This window comes from Streptomyces sp. NPDC058619, assembly GCF_042717785.1.
Taxonomy (GTDB): domain Bacteria; phylum Actinomycetota; class Actinomycetes; order Streptomycetales; family Streptomycetaceae; genus Streptomyces.
Genome location: NZ_JBHXQN010000011.1, coordinates 62,276 through 81,304 on the forward strand (window position 1 = coordinate 62,276; position 19,029 = coordinate 81,304).

Sequence of the window (19,029 nt, forward strand, 5' to 3'; positions counted from 1 at the left end):
GACGTCTCGTCTTTTCCCGGCGGTCCCTTAAACCACCCGGTCAGTTGACTGCGCCGTTCCCCCGGAGGAGAGACGATTCTCTCCACACGCGACGCGTAGTCGTGCAAGTCGTGAGGAGCCTTCTTTGCGCAGAGACGCCACACCCCGGCGCTACCTGATGTGCCCACCGGCACACTTCAAGGTCACCTACTCCATCAACCCGTGGATGGATCCCACGAAACCGGTGGACCTGCCCCTCGCCCTCGCCCAGTGGGAGGACCTGAGGGACCGCTACCGCTCGCTCGGGCACACGGTCGAGACCCTCGTACCGGACCCCGCGCTGCCCGACATGGTCTTCGCGGCGAACGGCGCCCTGGTCGTCGACGGACGGGTGCTCGGCGCCCGGTTCGCCCACCCGGAACGGACCGCCGAGGCCGCGATCCACCTCGACTGGTTCCGGTCCCACGGGTACCGCGACGTCCACGAACCGGCCCACGTCAACGAGGGCGAGGGCGACTTCGCCGTGACCGCCGGCTACCTGCTGGCCGGGCGGGGCTTCCGCTCCAGCCCGCTCTCGCACGACGAGGCCCAGGAGTTCTTCGGCCGCCCGGTCATCGGCCTCGACCTGGTCGATCCGCGCTACTACCACCTGGACACGGCGCTCAGCGTGCTGGACGGCGACGAGATCATGTACTACCCGGACGCGTTCTCGCCGGGCAGCCGGGCCGTGCTCCGGAGGCTCTTCCCGGACGCCCTGATCGCCGACGGGCAGGACGCCGCCGCGCTCGGCCTGAACGCCGTCTCCGACGGTCGGCACGTCCTGCTCCCGCAAGCGGCCACCGGACTGCTGGAGCCGCTGCGGGACCGGGGGTTCGAGCCCGTCCCGATGGACCTGGGAGAGCTGCTCAAGGGCGGCGGCAGCGTGAAGTGCTGCACCCAGGAGCTGCGGCCCTAGGGCCGGGTGCGGCTGCCCGCGGCCCGCGCCGCGGACAGGCCGCGGACAGCTCCGGAGCCGCCCGCCGCGGGCGGCTCCGGGCCGCCGGTCCTACGGGGCCGGCGGCCACTCCCGGCCCCAGTCGACGTCCCGAGCGGCCTTGTAGAGGTCGCCGTGGCGCTTGGTCACGGTGGCCCGGGTCAGGCCCGGCGCGTCCCCGTCCTGCGGACCGCAGAGCTCCAGCAGGACGAGCCCCTTGCGGATCTGCGGCCGCCGCGTGATCCGGAACGCGGCGGGCTCGACCGGGAAGCGGGTCGCGGCGACGTAGCTGAACTTCTCGTCCTCGTACGCGAGGGAGCCGCCCTTGACCTTGCGGTGCAGGGAGGACCGGCTGACGCGCGCCGAGAAGTGGCACCAGTCCTGGCCGACCTCGATCGGGCAGGTCCCGTCGTGCGGGCACGGGGCGGCCACCCGCATCCCGGCCGCGATCAGCTGCTCACGGGCCTCGCGGATGCGCAGGTACCCCTCGGGCGTGCCCGGCTCGATCAGCACCACGGCCTGCCCGGCCCGCGCCGCCTCGGCGACGACGGCCGTGCGCGCCTGCGGGGTCAGCTCGCCGAGCACGTACGAGACCGTCACCAGGTCTGCGTCGGGTACGGCCAGCCCGGAGCCGATGACGGCCCGCCGCCACCCGGCCGCGCGCAGCGCCGGGGAGGAGGAGGCGCCCGCCAGCTCCCGGCCCAGGGCCAGCGCGGGCTCCGCCCAGTCCAGCACCGTCGTCTCGCGGGGGCCGTCCCAGGTGGCGTCAACCGCCCAGGTCGCGGCTCCCGTGCCGCCGCCCACGTCCGCGTGAGAGGCGGGGGACCAGCCGGGCGCCGCCTCGGCGAGTGCGTGCAGGGCGGCCCGTACGGCCTCGAAGGTGGCGGGCATCCGGTAGGCCGCGTACGCCACCACGTCGGAGCGGTCGCGCAGGACGGGCGCGTCCGTGGGGGTCTGCCCCCGGTAGCTGGCGATGAGCCGCTCGACGGCGGCGGTGGCCTGTTTCGGCGGGAGCCCGTCGAGCAGCCCGCCGAGCACGCTGCGGAGGGTCTCGGCGCTGGTGGTGGGGGTGGTGGCGTTCACCCGCGAAGTTTACGGCGCCCCCGCGGGGCCCCGGGCCGCGCGCGGGGCCCGCGTACCCGGCCGGCCCGGCGCAGGCTCCGTACCCGACCCGTATCCGTACCGGCGCAGGCCCCGAACCCGACCCGTACCCGTACCCGGCCGGTTACGCGGCCTGCGGCTCGCGGCTCTGCCAGGGGCGGCACATCCCGAGGAAGCAGCCGACCGCCAGCAGCGAGCAGACCAGCTGCACCACCGCCATCGGCACCGCCGTGTCCTCGCCCGCGATCCCCACCAGCGGCGAGGCGATCGCCCCGACCAGGAACGAGGAGGTGCCCAGCAGCGCCGAGGCCGAGCCGGCCGCGTGCGGGGTCCGCATCAGCGCCTGCGCGTTGGTGTTCGGCAGCACCAGGCCCATCGCCGACATCAGCACGAACAGCCCGGCGGACACCGGGACCAGCCCGACCTCCCCGAACACCCCGGTCGACATCAGCAGCAGCGCCACGGAGGCGGCGGTGATGACCCCGAGGCCCACGGCCAGGGCCTTGTCCAGGCTGACCCGGCCGACCAGCAGCTTGCCGTTGACCTGGCCGACGATGATCAGGCCGACGGAGTTGAGGCCGAAGAGCAGGCTGAACGTCTGCGGTGAGGCGCCGTAGATCTCCTGCACCACGAAGGGGGAGGCGGAGATGTACGAGAACAGCACCGCGAACGCGAAGCCGCCGGCCAGGGTGTAGCCGGCGAAGACCCGGTCGCCGAGCAGCCCGCGCATGGTGCGCAGGGCCGAGCCGACGCCGCCGGTGTGCCGCCGTTCGGGCGGCAGCGTCTCGTCGAGCCTGCGCCACACCACCAGGGTGAGCACCAGCCCGACGGCGGTGAGGACGACGAACACCCCGCGCCAGTCGGCGAAGCGGAGCACCTGGCCGCCGATGAGCGGGGCGACGATCGGGGCGGCCCCGGAGATGAGCATCAGGGTGGAGAAGAACCGGGCCATCTCGACCCCGTCGTACAGGTCGCGCACGACGGCCCGGGCGATGACGATCGCCGCCGCGCCGGCCAGGCCCTGGAGCAGCCGGAAGGCGATCAGCAGCTCGGTGGTCGGGGCCAGCGCGCAGATGGCGGTGGCGAGGACGTAGACGACCATGCCCGCGAGCAGGGGCCTGCGGCGCCCCCACTTGTCGCTCATGGGGCCGATGACGAGCTGGCCCAGCGCCATGCCGGCGAGGCAGGCGGTGAGGGTGAGCTGCACGGTCGCGGCCGGGCTGTTCAGGGCGGTCGTGACCTGCGGCAGGGCCGGCAGGTACATGTCCATCGACAGCGGCGGGAGGGCGGTGAGCCCGCCGAGGATGAAGGTGACCAGCAGACCGGTGCGGCGGGCGGCCGTCAGGGGTGCGGTGGCCGCGGGGGCGGAGGTGGTTTCGGGCGACGACTCGTGCGACGGGGCCGTCGCGGGGCCTCTCTCCGACATGCGGAACTCCAGTCATCTCGTCTGATTTTTGACCCCTGGCCGACCCATGCTCTCAGCTATCGGAACGTCCGGAGGCGGGCGCCCGGTGTGACGTACCCTGCGGCCCCATGAACGAAAGTGGGAAGAAGATCGCCGTGGTGACCGGGGCCGGCTCCGGGATCGGCCGCTCCGTGGCCCTCACCCTGGCGGCGGCCGGCTGGGCCGTGGCCGCGGCGGGCCGCCGGACCGGGCCGCTGGAGGACACGGCCGGGGCGGCCGGGGCGGGCGCCGACGTGTTCCCCGTACGGGCGGACGTGAGCGATCCGGGCGACGTGACCGCCCTGTTCGCGGCGGTGCGGGAGCGGTACGGCCGCCTCGACCTCCTCTTCAACAACGCGGGCACCTTCGGCCCGGGCGGCGTCGCCCTGGAGGACATCACCTACGAGGCCTGGCGCTCGGTCGTCGACGTCAACCTGACCGGCGCGTTCCTGTGCGCCCAGGCGGCCTTCCGCCAGATGAGGGCGCAGGACCCGCAGGGCGGCCGGATCATCAACAACGGCTCCATCTCGGCGCACGTGCCCCGCCCGCACTCCATCGCCTACACGGCCACCAAGCACGCGGTGACCGGCCTGACGAAGTCCCTGTCGCTGGACGGGCGTCCGTACCGCATCGCCTGCGGCCAGATCGACATCGGCAACGCGGCGACCGAGATGACCGAGCGGATGCAGACGGGCATCCTCCAGGCCGACGGGCAGCTCGCCGTCGAACCGGTGATGGACGCGGCCGACGTGGCCCGCACGGTGCTGCACATGGCGGAGCTCCCGCTGGAGGCCAACGTGCAGTTCGCCACGGTGATGGCGACGAACATGCCGTACGTCGGGCGCGGCTGAGCCGGCTGAGGCGGCGGATCCGGGAATGGGGTGCGGGCGGCGGAGGTTGAGCCGGTCATGACGACCGAAGTGCTGCGCTACACCGCCTTCTCCGACGACCCTGCGGGCGGCAACCCCGCCGGGGTCGTGCCCGACGCGGCCGGGCTGGACGACGCCGCGATGCTGGAGATCGCCGCCGGGCTGGGCTACAGCGAGACGGCCTTCCTGACCGCGCCCCCGCAGGGGCTGGGCGGCGAGCCGGGCCGGGCCTTCACCGTCCGCTACTTCAGCCCCAAGACCGAGGTCCCCTTCTGCGGGCACGCCACGGTGGCCACCGCGGTGGCGCTGGCCGAGCGGATCGGCCCCGGGGAGCTGCTGTTCGCCACGCGGGCCGGGGCCGTTCCGGTCTCGGTCACCTCCGAGGAGGGCCGGCTGCGGGCCGTGCTGACCAGCGTCGAGCCGCACACCGAGGAGATCGCCGACGCCGACCTCGCCGAGGCGCTGGCCGCGCTCGGCTGGCCGGCGGCGGACCTGGACCCGGCGTTCCCGCCGCGGATCGCCTACGCCGGGGCCCGGCACCTGGTGCTCGGCGCCGCCACCCGCGCCCGGCTCGCCGACCTCCGTTACGACTTCGCCCGGCTGGAGGCGCTGATGCGGCGCCTGGACCTCGTCACGGTCCAGCTGGTGCACCGGGCGGGCCCGGCGGAGTTCCACGTGCGGGACCCCTTCCCCGTCGGCGGCGTCGTCGAGGACCCGGCGACGGGGGCCGCCGCCGCCGCGTTCGGGGCGTACGCGCGGGAGCTGGGCCTGGTCCCGCAGGACGCGGTGCTGACGCTGCACCAGGGCGAGGACATGGGGCGCCCGGGGGTGCTCACCGTGGAGCTGCGCGCCGGGGACCCGCGGGTGCGGGTCGGCGGCGCGGGCGTGCGGATCCCCTGACGGGACAGGTCCCGGCGCGGTTCAGCCGCCCTGCGCGGCGCCCGCGCCCGCGCCCGCGGACGGGGCGGGCGGCGCCACCGGCGGTGCGGACGGCGTGCGCGGCGTGCGCGGCCCCGCCAGGAACAGGGTCAGCACCGGCACCAGGTACAGCACCCACACGGTCAGCTGGAGCACGGTCGGGTCCGGCTGGAAGTTGAAGACGCCCTTGAGCAGCGTCCCGTACCAGCTGTCCGGCGGGACCGTGGTGCTGATGTCGAACGCCTTGTTCCCCAGGCCGCCCAGGAAGCGGGCCTCCTGGAGGTCGTGGACCCCGTACGCCAGCACGCCTGCCGCCACGACCACCAGCATGGCGCCGGTCCACGTGAAGAACTTCGCCAGGTTGATCCGCAGCGCGCCCCGGTAGAACAGCCAGCCCAGCACGATCGCGGTGGCGATGCCCAGCAGCACCCCGATCAGCGGCGCCGAGGAGCCCTCGCCGCTCGCCCGGACCGACGCCCACACGAACAGGGCGGTCTCCAGGCCCTCGCGGCCGACCGCGAGGAAGGCGGTGGCGACCAGCGCGCCGGTGCCCATGGCCAGCGCGGCGTCGAGCCTGCCGTGCAGTTCGGCCTTCAGGTGCCGCGCGGTGCGCTTCATCCAGAAGACCATCCACGTCACCAGGCCCACGGAGATGATCGACAGCGCGCCGCCGAGGAGCTCCTGCGCCTCGAAGGTCAGCTCCTGCGTGCCGAATTCGAGCATCGCGCCGAAGGCCAGCGAGATCCCGCAGGCGGTCGCGATGCCCGTCCACACCGGGCGCAGCGCGTCCCGGTGGTCGGTCTTGACCAGGTAGGCCACCAGGATGCAGACGACCAGGCTGGCTTCCAGTCCCTCGCGCAGGCCGATCAGATAGTTGCCGAACACGGCGGTTCTTCCTCTCCGGCGGGTGCTTACGCGAACAGCGTCCGGCCCCACCAGTCGTCCTTGTCGCGGACGCCCGGCGGGACGGCGAAGACGGCCGAACCCACGTGCTGGATGTATTCGTTGAGTACGTCGTGGCGCGCGAGGTTGCGCTGGATCGGGACGAAGCCCGTGCGGACGTCGCGCTGGTAGGCCAGGAAGAACAGGCCCGCGTCGAGCCGGCCCAGCCCGTCCGTGCCGTCGGTGAAGGAGTAGCCGCGGCGCAGGAGCGTCGCCCCGGCGTTGCTGTCCGGGTGCGAGAGGCGCACGTGCGCCTGAGGCTTCATCGCCTTCAGGAACGGCTCGTCGCGCTCCTTGGACTTGCCCACCGGGGCGCCCTCGCCCTTGTCGCGGCCGAAGATGTCCTCCTGCTCCTGCAGCGAGGTGCGGTCCCAGGTCTCGATGTTCATCCGGATGCGCCGGGCCACCAGGTACGAGCCGCCGGCCATCCAGGCGCTGCCGTCGCCGGCCCCGGCCCACACGTGCTTGTCCAGGGCGGCGGCGTCGGTGCCCGCGATGTTCCGGGTGCCGTCCTTGAAGCCCATCATGTTGCGGGGCGTCTGCTCGTCCGGGGTGGTCGAGGAGGTCTTGCCGAAGCCGAGCTGCGACCAGCGGACCGCGACCCGGCCGAAGCCGATGCGGGCGAGCTGGCGGATGGCGTGCACGGCGACCTGGGGATCATCGGCGCAGGCCTGGACGCACAGGTCGCCGCCGGAGCGGGCCGGGTCCAGGTTGTCGCCGGGGAACTGCTCCAGGTCGACCAGGGCGGCGGGGCGGCTGCCCTCCAGCCCGAACCGGTCCTTGGCGAAGAGCCCCGGGCCGAAGCCGACGGTCAGGGTGAGGCGGGAGGCCTTCAGGCCCAGCGCCTCGCCCGTGTCGTCCGGCGGGGCCTGCGGCAGGCCGCCGAAGCCGCCCTCGCCGACCGGGAGGCCGGCCGTCATCAGCCGGGCCGCCTGCGTCCACTCCTTCAGGAGCGCCACCAGCTCGGCGCGGTCCTTCGTCTTCACGTCGAAGGCCGCGAAGTGCAGGCGGTCCTGCACGGCGCTGGCGATGCCCGCCTGGTGCGCGCCGTGGAACGGTACGGCGCCCCCGGCCGCGGCGACCGGTACGGCGTCCGGGGAGCCGCCGAAGGCCACCGCCGCGCCACCGGCCGCGGCGGCGCCGAGCGCAAGCCCGGCACCGCCCCAGCCCAGTACGGCACGCCGGGAGGGCGCGGCGGCGGAGGACGCGGCCGCGGGGGCTGCGGCCGCGGGGGTGTCCTGGCTCGCGCCGCGGTCTTCCGGCTCCGGCCGCTGCGCCGGCTGAGGCTCGGTCATCGTGCTCTCCCGCCTGCTCCGTTGCCCGTACCTGTTACTTCGCGACTGCCGCGGCCAGCTTGGAGAGCGGCTCCGCGAGCGCGTTGACGCCGTCCGAGAGCTCCTTGCGCTCCGGCTCGCCGACCTTGTCGTACGCGGTGAACTCGTAGCCGGTCTTGTCGGCGCGGTACTTGTCCAGCAGCGTGTTCAAGGCCGCGAACTGGGTGTCCAGCTGCTTGGACAGCGCGGGGTCGTTCTTCGCGGCGATCGGCTTCAGGAGCTCGTACGCCTTCTCCGCGCCCTCGACGTTGGCCTTGAAGTCGACCAGGTCGGTGTGGGAGTAGCGCTCCTCCTCGCCGGTGACCTTGCCGGTGGCGACTTCGTCGAGGAGCTCCTTGGCGCCGTTGGCCATCGAGGTGGGGGTGATCTCGGCCTGGCCGACCTTCTTCTGCCAGTCGGTGAGGTCCGCGATCAGGGTGTCGGCGAGCTTCTTCTCCTCGTCGCCGATCTTGTTGTCGGCCCACAGCGCCTTCTCCAGGCGGTGCCAGCCGGTCCACTCCTGGCCGGGCTCCAGGCCGTCCTCGCGGACGTCGACCTTCGGGTCGATGTCACCGAAGGACTCGGCGACCGGCTCGGTGCGCTCCCAGCCGATGCGCGAGGGCGCGTACGCCTTCTTCGCGGCCTCGACGTCGCCGGCCTTGACCGCGTCCGCGAAGACCTGCGCCTTGGGGAGGGTCTCCTCGGACTGCGCGACCACGTACTGGCGGTAGGCGGCGACCGCGGCGTCCGCCTCGGGGCTGCGCTTCTCGACGGCGCCCTGGCCGGTGGCCTTGACCTGGGTGCGCAGGCCGTCGCCCTTCATGCCCGGCTTGCAGACGATCTCGTAGTCGCCCGCCTTGATCTCGGCGGTGATGGAGGCCTTGGTGCCGGGGCCGATGTTCTCGCGCTCGGTCACGATCCGGTCGTCCGGGAAGAGGACGTACAGCTCGGTGACCTTGGCGCCCTTGTTCTCGACGTCGATCTGGACCTTGCCGGCCGGGAACTCCGTCTTCGAGACGTCGCAGGCGGTGTCGGAGGCCGCGACCTTGATCGCGCCGTCGCCGCCGCCGGCGCTCTTCTCGGCACAACCGGTGACGGCGGTGAGCGCGGCCACCAGGGAGGCGGCGACGACGGTGAGGCGGGCGGGACGCATACGGGACTCCTGGGCTTCGGACGAGGGCCGTCCCAGGGGAAGGGGAGGCCGGTGAGGCGGACCTAACTTAACCGAGGCTTACCTCACTCATACCCGCCCGTACAGTGATTCAGCTCTCAGATGCCCGCACCGGACACGGGCCCGTCACGGACCCCCCACGAAGGCACCACAGGCAGGTCAAGGACTGGTCAAGCCCGGCTCGGGGTGTGGCCGGGCAGGCTCTGCGAGGGGGGCCGCCGCGCGGACGGGAACCACGAGCGGGGCCCCGGAGCGGGGGTGCGCGAAGACCTCCACGGGCTGCCGGTAGACCCGGCTCAGCAGGGCGTCCCCGAAGACCTCGGACGGCGGTCCGTCCGCCGCGATCCGCCCGTCGTGCAGGACGGCGGCCCGGTCCGCGTAGGCCGCGGCCAGCCCCAGGTCGTGCAGGACGACGACCACGGCGTCCCCGGCGGCCGCCCGTTCCCGGCAGATCCGCAGCACGAGCTCCTGGTGGCGCAGGTCGAGGGCGGCGGTGGGCTCGTCCAGCAGCAGCAGCGGGGCCCGCTGGGCCAGGACGCGGGCCAGCGGGGCGGCGGTGGGCTCGTCCAGCAGCAGCAGCGGGGCCCGCTGGGCCAGGACGCGGGCCAGCGCGACGCGGGCGCGCTCGCCGCCGGACAGGGCGGAGAAGGGGCGTTCGGCGAAGTCGGTGACTTCGGTGGCGGCCATGGCCGCGGCCACCGCCTCCTCGTCGGACTCGGCGAACGGGGTGCCCGCCCAGGGCGCGCGGCCCATCCGTACGACGTCCTCCACCGGGAAGGGGAAGGACAGCGCGGCCGACTGGGGGAGCACCGAGCGGCGCAGGGCGAGGTCGGCGGCGCTCCAGTCGCCCACCGGCCGGCCGTCGATGCGGATCTCGCCGGAGGCGGCGGGCAGGTCGGCGGCGAGCGCGGCCAGCAGGGTGGACTTGCCGGCGCCGTTCGGGCCGACCAGCGCCAGCACCTCCCCGGCGCGGGCGGTCAGGTCGATGCCGGCCAGGACCTCGCGCTGTCCGAGCCGTACGTGCAGACCGGTGGCCTCGGCGAGGGCCGCGCCGGGGGCGGGCCGGGCCGGGACGGTGCGCTTGTTCCGGCCGAGCAGTCCGGTCAGCCTGCTGGTCACGCCCAGCCTCCTTGCTTGCGGCGGGTGCGGCGCAGCAGCCAGAAGAAGAACGGGCTGCCGATCAGGGCGGTCAGCACGCCGAGCGGAAGCTCGGCGGGCTGGGCGATGGTCCGGGCGGCCAGGTCGCCCGCGACGAGGACGACCGCGCCGGCCAGGGCGCTGCCGGGGACGAGGAAGCGGTGGCCGGGGCCGTTGGCCATGCGCAGCAGGTGCGGGACGAGCAGGCCGATGAAGGTGATGACGCCGGCGACGGCGACGGCGGCCGCGGTCAGCAGCGCGACGACCAGGACAAGGGCGAGGCGCAGCCGCTCCACGTCGATGCCGAGGTGGCGGGCGGGCCGTTCGCCGAGGGCCAGCAGGTCGAGCCGGCGGGCGTAGAAGGGGGCGACGATCAGGCCGGCGAGGGCGCAGGGCAGGACGGCGAGGACCTTGGGCCAGGTGGCCTGGGCGAGGGAGCCGAGCTGCCAGAAGGTGATCTGGTTGACCTGGCCGCTGTCGGCGAAGAAGACGAACAGGCCGATGAGGGCGCCGGCGAAGGCGTTGACGGCGATGCCGGTGAGGATGAGGGTGACGACCTCGGTCTTGCCGCCGTTGCGGGAGAGCAGGTAGACGGCGCTGACGGTGATCAGGCCCGCGACGAACGCGCACACCGTGATCGTCCAGTTGCCGAAGAAGCTGAGCCCGAGGCCGATCGCGGCGACCGCGCCGACGGCGGCTCCGGCCGAGATCCCGATGACGCCGGGCTCGGCCAGGGGGTTGCCGAAGACGCCCTGCATGAGTGCGCCCGCGCAGCCGAGGCCGGCGCCGACGAGCAGGGCGAGGACGACGCGGGGAAGGCGTACGTTCCACAGCACGCTCTCCCCGACCCGGTCGAGCGGCGCCCCGCCGAGCCCGGCGCGGTGCTGGACGGAGGCGAGGACGCCACCGAGGGGGATGCGGTAGGCGCCGATGCCCGCGGAGACCAGGGCGAGCACGACGAGGGCGGCCACCAGGGCCGCGGTGAGCAGCAGGGCCTTGCGGCGGCGAGGCTTCCGGGCGGCGGCCGGGGTGCCGGGTCCGGGGGCGACGGGGCCTGCGGCGGCCGGGGTGCCGGGTCCGGGCGTGCGCCGGGGCGTCTCCTCGGATGCCGAACGTGACGGGGCGTCGGACCGTGACGCGGCGCTGTGTTCGGCACCTTGCGGGGAGCGCCCGGGCACCGGCCCGGACCCGGCGGCCCGCTGCGTGACGGTCGCCGGGCTGTGGGAGGTGCCCGGGTCGGCCGGCCGCGTGGTGGGGGAGTCGGGGGAGAGGGTCACGTCAGGCGCCCTTGCCGTAGAGCTGGGCGACGAGGGAGGCCAGCACCTGGTCGGTGCGCGGGCCGTAGTTCAGCAGGACGCCGTCGTCGACGGTGAGCACCCGGCGGTCCATGCCGGCCGGTGTCTGGGCGACGCCGGGGATCTTGACGAGGCCGTCGACGCCGCCGACCGATTCGAGGCCCTTGGACATGACCAGGATCGCGTCGGGTGCGGCGGCCGCCAGGGCCTCGCTGGTGATCGGGGTGAAGTCCTTGCCGAGGCCGGAGTCCTTGCCCGTGTCGACCGCGCCGGCCGCCTCCAGCAGCGGGGCGGCGCCGGAGTCGGAGCCGCCGAGCAGGTAGACGGAGGCGGTGCCGCGCAGGTAGAGGAAGGCCACCCGGGGCCTCTTCCCGGAGGCGGCCGGAATGCCCTTGCGGACGGCGGCGATCCGTTCGGCGGTGCGCTGGTTCAACTGCGTGCCCGCCTCCTTGACGCCGAGCGCGGTGGCGACCGCGTCGATGCGCTTCGGTACGTCCTCCAGGCTCTTGGCCGGGGCGATGACGAGGAGCGGGATGCCGGCGTCGCGGATCTGCCGGATGGCCTCCGCCGGTCCGCTGGTGGTCTCCGCGAGCACCAGCGTCGGGCGCAGCGAGAGCACGCTTTCGGCTGAGACGTCGTGGCCGCGCGTCACCACGGGCAGCCGCGCGGCCTGTTCGAACGTGGCGGTGATGTCCCGGGCGACGACCCGCTTGCCGAGGCCGAGGGTGTGGACGATCTCGTTGAGGCTGCCGGTCAGCGGGACGACGCGGTCCGCCGAGGCGACCGTGACCCGGGCGCCGTCCACCGAAGGCACGGTGACGGGCAGGACCGGGTCGGGCGACGGGGACAGCGGCTCGACCCGGTCCGGGGTGGACGGGGCGGAGTGGACGGGTTTGTCCGCGGGCGTCGCCGTACCCCCGCAGCTTGTCGCGGCCAGGGCCATGGCGACCAGGGCGGTCGTCAGGGCGAGGCGCGTGCGGGAGGGGCGGGAAGACGCGGCGGGCGTGGGCACGAATGCACCGTCCTGTTCGTGCGGCCGGCTGACTGCTGGCTGACTGGCTGACTGGTGAACCTTCAACGACTGGGGGGTTCCGCACCCGGCCCGAGATAGCTTAGGTTAGCCTAACCTGAGTTGCTAGCCCCTGGAGGGGACCCATGCCCGCACGACGGCCCGCCCGTTGGTTCGCAGTCGCCCTGTTTTTGGCGGCCCTGCTGGGTGCCCTGCTCCCCGCCACCGCCGCCCGGGCCGCCGACCGCGTCGTGCAGGGGGGCAGGCTGGACTGGGGCATCAAATCGTCGTTCCAGAGTTATGTCACCGGGCCCATCGCGAAAGGCGGATTCAAGCTGAAGAGCGGCGCCGCCACCGTCGGCGGCAGCCTCTTCCGCTTCCACTCGGCGGCCGGGTCCTACGACCCGGACAGCGGTGAGTTCAGCGCCTCCTTCAGCGGCGGGGTGACCTTCCAGGGCCACCAGAGGCCCGACGGCACGAACGAGCTGGACATGACCATCAGCCGCCCCAGCGTCAAGATCTCCGGCGGCCGCGGCACGCTGTACGTGGACGTCTCCAGCAAGGCCAAGGGCAGCGGATCGGTCACGAACCAGTCCCAGGTCGCCTTCGCCTCGCTCGGACTCGGCGGCATCGACATGAAGGGCGGCGGCACCCCGATCGCCCTCTCCAACGTCCCGGCCACTCTCACCGCCCAGGGTGCCCAGGCCTTCGCCGGCTACTACGCGGCCGGCGCGCAGCTCGACCCCGTCTCCCTCTCCGCCGACGTCAAGGCCCCGGCCGCCGACCCGGCGCAGCCCGCCGCCTCGCCCAGCGCGCAGCCGAGCACCTCCGCCGAGACCCCGCAGACGGCGGGCGCCTTCACCGACGCCGCCGTCGACTGGGGCGTCCGGCGCACCTTCCGCGAGTACGTCACCGGCTCCATCGGCCAGGGCAGGTGGACCCTCGCCGAGGGCGCCCAGGACGGTGGCGCGCTGTTCCGCTTCCCCCAGGGCAAGGGCGCGTACGACGGCCAGAAGGGCACCCTTGACGCGGCCTTCGCGGGCAGCGTCCAGTTCACCGGGGCCCACCTGGACCTCAAGCTCGGCAAGGTGAGCGTCAAGGTGGAGAACGGCAAGGGCGTCCTGTCCGCCGACGTCACCACCGGTGCGGGCACGAAGCCCGCCGTCGCGTTGGTCGAGTTCGATGCCAAGGGCCTGAAGACCGAGGGCGGCCTCGCCACCCTCACCGAGGCCCCGGCCACGCTCACCGAAGGCGGCTCCCAGGCCTTCAACTCCATGTACAAGGCGGGCACCGAGATGGATCCCGTCTCGCTCGCCGTCGTACTCGACGCCACCGCGAAGCTCCCGGCCCTCCCCGACCTGGGCTCCGCGGACGCGCCCGCCCCGGCGCCGTCGACCCCCGCTCCCGCCCCGGCTCCGGCCGCCCGGGCGCAGGAGTCCTCGAACACCGGGCTGTACGCCGCCCTGGCCGTGGCCCTGCTGGTCCTGGCCGGCGGCGCGGCCTCCCTGGTGGTGCGAAAGCGCCGTACGGCGGCGGCCGAGGCCGCGCCCGCCGACGGCCCCGCGCCCACCGACGCGCAGTAGCGCAACCCCCTTCCCCTTTCCCTTCCTCTTGCTTCAGGAGTACCCCGCCATGTCGTCCACCCGCCGCCCGACAGCCGTCGCGGCCGCCATCCTCACCGCCGCCGCCCTGGGCACCACCGTCTTCGTCCTGCCCGCCACGGCCGCCGGCGCCCCTGCCGTCGCCCCGCAGGCCGGCGGCGCCCCGACCGCGCCGATCAAGATCGTCGGCGGCACCCTCGACTGGGGCGTCCTCGCCAGCTACCGCGCGTACGTGACGGGCATGGCCAAGGGCACCATCACCCCGGCCGACGGCGCCAAGGCCAACCCGGACGGGACCCTGCAGTTCGGCGAGGCCACCGGCCAGTACGACCCGGCCGCCGGGCACGTGGTGAAGGCCGCCTTCAAGGGCAGCGTCACCTTCTCCTCGCCCGCCCCGCCGGCCGGCCACGGCTTCACGGTCAAGCTCTCCGACTTCCGCATCGACACCGGCACCAAGAAGCTCACCGCCGACGTCACCAAGGGCGCGGACACGGCCCAGGACGTGCCGCTCGCCGCGGTCGCCTTCGGCGGCCAGGCGATGGACAAGCTCGCGACCACCCTCACCAAGGAGGCCGCCGACGCGCTCGGTTCGGCGGGCTACGAGAACAAGGCCGGCGACCCGCTCACCGTCAAGCTGGAGTTCGAGAAGACCAACCCGACCCCGAAGCCCACCCCCACGCCGACCCCGACCCCCACGCCGACCGCGACGAAGCCGACGCCCACTCCGACGCTGACTGCGACTGCGACGAAGCCGACGCCCACCGCGACCGCCATCACCACCGGGCAGCCCTCGGCCCCGGCCGGCGCGCAGAAGGTCCTCAGTGCCAAGCTGACGTGGGGCGTGAAGGAGTCCTTCCGCACGTACGTCCTGAGCGCGGGCTCCATCACACCGTCCGGCGGCGCCGCCAAGAGCGGCGACCTGTACGACTTCGCCCTCGCCAAGGGCGAGCTCGACGCCGCGAAGCAGAAGCTGAACGTCTCCTTCGAGGGCAGCCTCCGCTTCCAGTACACGGGCCACGGCATCGACATGAGCTTCGCCAACCCCCGCGTCGACACCACCGGCAAGACCGGCACCCTGTACGTGGACGTCAAGAACGCCTCCGGCAGCAAGACGGCCGTCCCGTTCGCCACGCTCGACCTCTCGAAGACCGACTACAAGACCAAGGGCGGCGTGCTGACCCTGGGCGGCGTCCCGGCGGCCTTCACCGCCCAGGGTGCGGCGGTCTTCGCCAACGACACCACCAGTTCCATGTACAAGGCCGGCGACGCCATCGACCCGCTGAGCTTCTCGGTGGCCGTGGACAAGGACGCCACCCTCCCGACCACGGCCGGTTCGACCGGCGCCTCCTCCTCCACCGGCGGTACCGGTGGTACGGGCGGCACCGCGGGCGGCGGCTCCGTCGGCGGCGCTGGCTCGGTCGGCGGCAACCTCGCCGCCACCGGCGCCGAGATCCCGGCCGGCGCCCTGCTCGGTGCCTCCGGCGCGGTCATCGCGGCCGGCGCGGGCGCGGTGTACTTCGCCCGCCGTCGCCGTACGGCCCGCAACTGAGCCGTGCTTCAATGCCCGCGTGAACGATCTCGACGTCCTCAAGGTCTTCTGCGCGGGTGACGGCCGCCACGGCAACCCGCTCGGAGTCGTACGCGACGGCCGGACCTGCCCCGACGATGCGTCGCGGCAGGCCCTGGCCGCCGAACTCGGCTACAGCGAGACGGTGTTCGTCGACGACCCCGAGCGCGGGGTCGTCGACATCCGCACCCCCGGCACGCGGATGTCCTTCGCGGGACACCCGCTGGTCGGGGTCGCGTGGTTGCTGGACATCGAGGAGCTGCACCCGCCGGCGGGCTCCGTATGGGCGCGTGACGACGGGGAGTTCACCTGGATCACGGCCCGCCCGGAGTGGGTCGAGGGCAAGCGCACCGAGCAGTACGCGAGCGCGGCCGAGGTCGAGGCGCTGCCCGCCCCGCCCGCGGGCGAGGGCTGGCTGTACGCCTGGGCCTGGGAGGACGAAACCGCGGGCCGGGTGCGCGCCCGCGGTTTCCCGCGCCGCCCGGACGGGGCCGTCGTCGAGGACGAGGCCACCGGGTCGGCGGCGATCCTGCTGACGGCCCAGCTGAACCGCGCCCTGAACATCACCCAGGGCGCGGGCTCCCAGATCCTCACGGCGCCCGGCCCGGACGGCACCGTCGAGGTGGGCGGCCGGGTCCGCTTCGCGTCGAGCGGCGCCTGACGGCGTCGGGGCGGGGAGCCCGGTAGCGGCCGCCCCGCCGGACACGCACCCGGGCCCCGTACCTCCCCCCCCCGCGGAGGTACGGGGCCCTGCCGGTGCCGGGGTCAGGCTCCGGGGGTGGCGCTGATCTGCTGGAAGCCGGAGGCGTCGCCGACGAGGGCGAAGGGGCTCCAGGTGCCGGCGGCGTAGTCGCCGTTCGCGCGGAGGGTGCGAAGAAGGGCCGGCGCGGTGCTCGGTGCACCAGGTCGGCCCTCCTCCGTACGGACCCGTAACGGCTGCGGCTACGCGCTGAGCGGGAACTGCTCGCCCAGCTCGCGGAAGACCGCGCCGTTGAAGTCGAAGGCGCGCTTGCACTCGTCGATGATGCGCTGCTTCTCCAGGTCGTCCGCGGCGATCGCGTCGAGCAGTTCGCGGTAGGTCCGCTTGAAGGCGGCGGGGTTGGAGATGGCGGCGAAGACGTAGAAGCGGACGCCGTCGCCCTTGCGCTCGAAGCCCCAGGTCCGCTCCGCCTTGTCGCGGATGATCTGCCCGCCGGAGAGGTCGCCCAGGTAGCGGGTGTAGTGGTGGGCGACGTACCCGCCCGGCCACTGGGCGGCGCACTCGGCGACGCGGGCGGCGTACGCCTCGGTCGCGGGCAGCGCCACCACGTTCTCGCGCCAGTCGGAGCCCAGCAGGTGTTCGAGGTCGCGCTCGATCTCCGCGACGCGCATCAGCTCGGGCTGGATGAAGGGACCCGCGACCGGGTCGTCCTTCAGGGACTCGGCCGCGTCCTCCAGGGCCCGGTACACGAACCACAGCTGCTCGGTGTAGCGCGTGTACGCGTCCACTCCTAGCCGGCCGCCCAGCAGGTCGCTCATGAAGGTCGACGTCTCGGCCTCGGTGTGCTGCTCGTGCGACGCGACGCGGATGACCGTAGAGAAGGCGTCCAAGACGGACCTCCAAAAAGGGGAAACAGGCGTGGCGGCCCAGCCGCCACACCGATCTTCCTACTTAGGCTTGCCTAAGTCAATGTGTTCCCGACGTCTTGTCGGTAAAAAATCCGCCTCCTACGGCGGCCCCGCCCCCTACGGCAGGGTCAGGATCTCAGCCCCGGTGTCCGTCACCGCCAGCGTGTGCTCGAACTGCGCCGTGCGCTTGCGGTCCTTCGTGACGACCGTCCAGCCGTCCGCCCACATGTCGTACTCGTGGGTGCCCAGGGTCAGCATCGGCTCGATGGTGAAGGTCATCCCGGGCTCGATGACGGTGGTGGCGTGCGGGTTGTCGTAGTGCGGGACGATCAGGCCGGAGTGGAAGGACGAGTTGATGCCGTGCCCGGTGAAGTCCCGGACCACGCCGTAGCCGAACCGTTTCGCGTACGACTCGATGACCCGGCCGATGATGTTGATCTGGCGGCCCGGCTTGACGGCCTTGATGGCGCGGGCGAGGGCCTCGCGGGTGCGCTCCACCAGCAGCCGCGACTCCTCGTCCGCCTCCCCGCACAGGTAGGTGGCGTTGTTGTCGCCGTGGACCCCGCCGATGTACGCGGTCACGTCGAGGTTCACGATGTCGCCGTCGCGCAGGACGGTGGAATCGGGGATGCCGTGACAGATGACCTCGTTGACGGAGGAGCACAGCGACTTGGGGAAGCCCCGGTAGCCGAGCGTCGAGGGGTAGGCCCCGTGGTCGCACATGTAGTCGTGGGCGACCCGGTCGAGCTCGTCGGTGGTCACCCCCGGCGCGATCAGCTTGGCGGCTTCCTCCATCGCCTGGGCGGCGATCCGGCCGGCGGTGCGCATGGCCTCGATGGTCTCGGCCGACTGCACCTCCGGTCCGGTGTACGGAGTGGGCGCGGGCTTGCCCACGTACTCGGGCCGGCGGATGTTTCCGGGAACGGAACGGACGGGAGAGAGCTCGCCTGGTACGAGCAGTGACTGACCGGACATGCAAGCGAGTGTATCCAGCGGGTATGGGGCAGCATGGCGGCAAGAGCGGCATCGAGAGGAGCCTGAAGGCGATGGCCTTGTTCAAGAAGCGACAGGTGGGCAAACCGGGCGAGTGGTACTACTGCCTGGTCCACAAAAAGGTCGAAGAGGGCCCCGACTGCCCGGCCAAGGACCGCTTCGGTCCGTACGGGACGCCCGAGGAGGCGACTCACGCCATGGAGACGGCGCAGGAGCGCAACCTCGAATGGCAGAACGACCCGAAGTGGAACGACAAGACGCGCGGGGAAGAGAACGGCGGGGGCGCGGCCACCCCGTAGCCAGTCCCGAGGGACGGCCGCGGTGGGGCGGCCGGTGGGAGGTTCCCCGGAACGCCCCCGGAGGCCGGCCCGGGCCGGTCCCGGCTCCTGGCTGGCCGGCCCCCCGCTCCTGGTCCGGCTGGCCCCCGCTCCCGGTCCGGCCGGCCCCGGCTCCTACCAGCGGCTGGGCGGCGGGGCCGTCAGCTGGTCGGCCAGCCGCGCCAGCCGGTCCCGGAAGCGGCGCGGCCCGCGCTGCGCCGGCAGGCCGTTCTCCCCGGCAGCCGCGCTGACCAGGTGCTGCACCGTGTCCAGGTCCAGCTCGGCGCCGTCCTGCGGCACCGACAGCGCGTCGTGCGCGAGGGTCCCCAGATCCGGGTCCCCGCCGTCCAGGGACAGGACGGTCGCCCCGGCGCGCCGGGCGTCGTGAACGCGTTGCAGCAGCCCCTCGCCGGGCGACTCCGGGGCCACCACCAGCAGCGTGTGCCCGCGCCGGGCCGCCTCCAGCCTGCCCAGCCCCACCGACAGGTGCGGCGGCTCCCCGGGCAGCACCCGATGGCGCACGAGCGTCGGGGCCAGCGCCGGCAGGCCCGACCAGGCGGCCTCGTCCACCAGGTGCGCCGCCAGGTGCCAGGGCTCGTACTGCTCCGTCCCCACCAGCAGCAGGCTCCCGCCCGCCGGCGCCACCGAACGCCGCAGCGACCCGGCGAAGCGGCGCGCGGCACCCGGCCACCGCGTACCGGCGAGGACCTCGCGCAGCAGCGCGACTCTCACGGCATCCATAAGCGGCATCCTGCACCATGCGCCGGACGCCCGGGACCGGTTCCCGCCTCC

General features: G+C 73.6%; 17 protein-coding genes and 1 pseudogene. 7 read left to right on the top strand and 11 right to left on the bottom strand.

Features of this window, described 5'->3' with window-relative positions; genetic code table 11:
* Positions 1 to 103 precede the first annotated feature (103 nt).
* A pseudogene (gene ddaH, locus ACFWTC_RS13690) lies at positions 104 to 934 on the top strand (dimethylargininase); the annotation flags it as partial.
* Positions 935 to 1,024: 90 nt separating this feature from the next.
* Here ddaH and ACFWTC_RS13695 read toward each other — a convergent pair.
* Together ACFWTC_RS13695 and ACFWTC_RS13700 are read right to left on the bottom strand one after the other, a co-directional pair.
* On the bottom strand, positions 1,025 to 2,035 hold the full coding sequence (locus ACFWTC_RS13695) for a small ribosomal subunit Rsm22 family protein (RefSeq protein WP_383925014.1): 1,011 nt from the start codon (positions 2,033 to 2,035) through the stop codon (positions 1,025 to 1,027).
* Positions 2,036 to 2,177: 142 nt separating this feature from the next.
* Positions 2,178 to 3,479, bottom strand: coding sequence for a Bcr/CflA family multidrug efflux MFS transporter (locus ACFWTC_RS13700; protein ID WP_383925012.1), 1,302 nt, complete (start codon positions 3,477 to 3,479; stop codon positions 2,178 to 2,180).
* Positions 3,480 to 3,586: 107 nt separating this feature from the next.
* On the opposite strand from ACFWTC_RS13700, the gene ACFWTC_RS13705 reads away from it, so the two are divergent.
* Positions 3,587 to 4,348: an SDR family oxidoreductase gene (locus tag ACFWTC_RS13705; RefSeq protein WP_384027866.1), complete on the top strand. Its 762-nt coding sequence runs from the start codon at positions 3,587 to 3,589 to the stop codon at positions 4,346 to 4,348.
* Between the two features lie 57 nt (positions 4,349 to 4,405).
* A complete protein-coding gene (locus tag ACFWTC_RS13710; protein WP_383925006.1) occupies positions 4,406 to 5,266 on the top strand; it encodes a PhzF family phenazine biosynthesis protein in 861 nt (286 codons plus the stop codon).
* A 21-nt stretch (positions 5,267 to 5,287) separates the two neighbouring features.
* Here ACFWTC_RS13710 and efeU read toward each other — a convergent pair whose 3' ends face one another.
* From efeU to ACFWTC_RS13740, 6 genes are all read right to left on the bottom strand, one after another.
* Positions 5,288 to 6,169: an iron uptake transporter permease EfeU gene (gene efeU, locus ACFWTC_RS13715; protein WP_383925003.1), complete on the bottom strand. Its 882-nt coding sequence runs from the start codon at positions 6,167 to 6,169 to the stop codon at positions 5,288 to 5,290.
* 26 nt (positions 6,170 to 6,195) lie between these two features.
* Entirely contained in the window at positions 6,196 to 7,521 is a 1,326-nt protein-coding gene (efeB, locus tag ACFWTC_RS13720; RefSeq protein WP_383925000.1) for an iron uptake transporter deferrochelatase/peroxidase subunit, read from the bottom strand.
* A gap of 34 nt (positions 7,522 to 7,555) precedes the next feature.
* The gene (gene efeO, locus ACFWTC_RS13725; RefSeq protein WP_383924997.1) at positions 7,556 to 8,692 is read right to left on the bottom strand and encodes an iron uptake system protein EfeO; all 1,137 of its coding nucleotides are present in this window, start codon (positions 8,690 to 8,692) and stop codon (positions 7,556 to 7,558) included.
* A 177-nt stretch (positions 8,693 to 8,869) separates the two neighbouring features.
* Positions 8,870 to 9,817, bottom strand: coding sequence for an ATP-binding cassette domain-containing protein (locus tag ACFWTC_RS13730; RefSeq protein ID WP_384074200.1), 948 nt, complete (start codon positions 9,815 to 9,817; stop codon positions 8,870 to 8,872).
* 8 nt (positions 9,818 to 9,825) lie between these two features.
* Positions 9,826 to 11,025 carry an iron chelate uptake ABC transporter family permease subunit gene (locus ACFWTC_RS13735; protein WP_383925063.1) on the bottom strand — a complete coding sequence of 400 codons (1,200 nt, stop codon included), beginning with the start codon at positions 11,023 to 11,025 and terminating at the stop codon, positions 9,826 to 9,828.
* A 100-nt stretch (positions 11,026 to 11,125) separates the two neighbouring features.
* Positions 11,126 to 12,154 (bottom strand): hemin ABC transporter substrate-binding protein, encoded by a 1,029-nt coding sequence (locus tag ACFWTC_RS13740; protein ID WP_383924995.1) that lies wholly within the window; start codon positions 12,152 to 12,154, stop codon positions 11,126 to 11,128.
* A 143-nt stretch (positions 12,155 to 12,297) separates the two neighbouring features.
* Between ACFWTC_RS13740 and ACFWTC_RS13745 the strand changes: the two genes are divergently transcribed.
* The 3 genes from ACFWTC_RS13745 to ACFWTC_RS13755 are packed head-to-tail and all read left to right on the top strand — an operon-like array spanning position 12,298 to position 15,980.
* Entirely contained in the window at positions 12,298 to 13,734 is a 1,437-nt protein-coding gene (locus ACFWTC_RS13745; protein ID WP_384027865.1) for an HtaA domain-containing protein, read from the top strand.
* Positions 13,735 to 13,783: 49 nt separating this feature from the next.
* Positions 13,784 to 15,301 (top strand): HtaA domain-containing protein, encoded by a 1,518-nt coding sequence (locus tag ACFWTC_RS13750; protein WP_384027864.1) that lies wholly within the window; start codon positions 13,784 to 13,786, stop codon positions 15,299 to 15,301.
* Between the two features lie 19 nt (positions 15,302 to 15,320).
* A complete protein-coding gene (locus ACFWTC_RS13755; protein ID WP_383924987.1) occupies positions 15,321 to 15,980 on the top strand; it encodes a PhzF family phenazine biosynthesis protein in 660 nt (219 codons plus the stop codon).
* 281 nt (positions 15,981 to 16,261) lie between these two features.
* Here the strand turns inward: ACFWTC_RS13755 and ACFWTC_RS13760 are convergent, their stop codons facing one another.
* Positions 16,262 to 16,909 (bottom strand): heme oxygenase (biliverdin-producing), encoded by a 648-nt coding sequence (locus ACFWTC_RS13760; RefSeq protein ID WP_383924984.1) that lies wholly within the window; start codon positions 16,907 to 16,909, stop codon positions 16,262 to 16,264.
* Positions 16,910 to 17,044: 135 nt separating this feature from the next.
* Positions 17,045 to 17,902 (bottom strand): type I methionyl aminopeptidase, encoded by an 858-nt coding sequence (gene map, locus ACFWTC_RS13765; protein ID WP_383924982.1) that lies wholly within the window; start codon positions 17,900 to 17,902, stop codon positions 17,045 to 17,047.
* A 71-nt stretch (positions 17,903 to 17,973) separates the two neighbouring features.
* On the opposite strand from map, the gene ACFWTC_RS13770 reads away from it, so the two are divergent.
* Entirely contained in the window at positions 17,974 to 18,219 is a 246-nt protein-coding gene (locus tag ACFWTC_RS13770; RefSeq protein WP_383925061.1) for a hypothetical protein, read from the top strand.
* Between the two features lie 153 nt (positions 18,220 to 18,372).
* Here the strand turns inward: ACFWTC_RS13770 and ACFWTC_RS13775 are convergent, their stop codons facing one another.
* Positions 18,373 to 18,978, bottom strand: a complete 606-nt coding sequence (locus tag ACFWTC_RS13775) for a hypothetical protein (RefSeq protein WP_383924980.1) — start codon at positions 18,976 to 18,978, stop codon at positions 18,373 to 18,375.
* Positions 18,979 to 19,029: the final 51 nt, after the last annotated feature.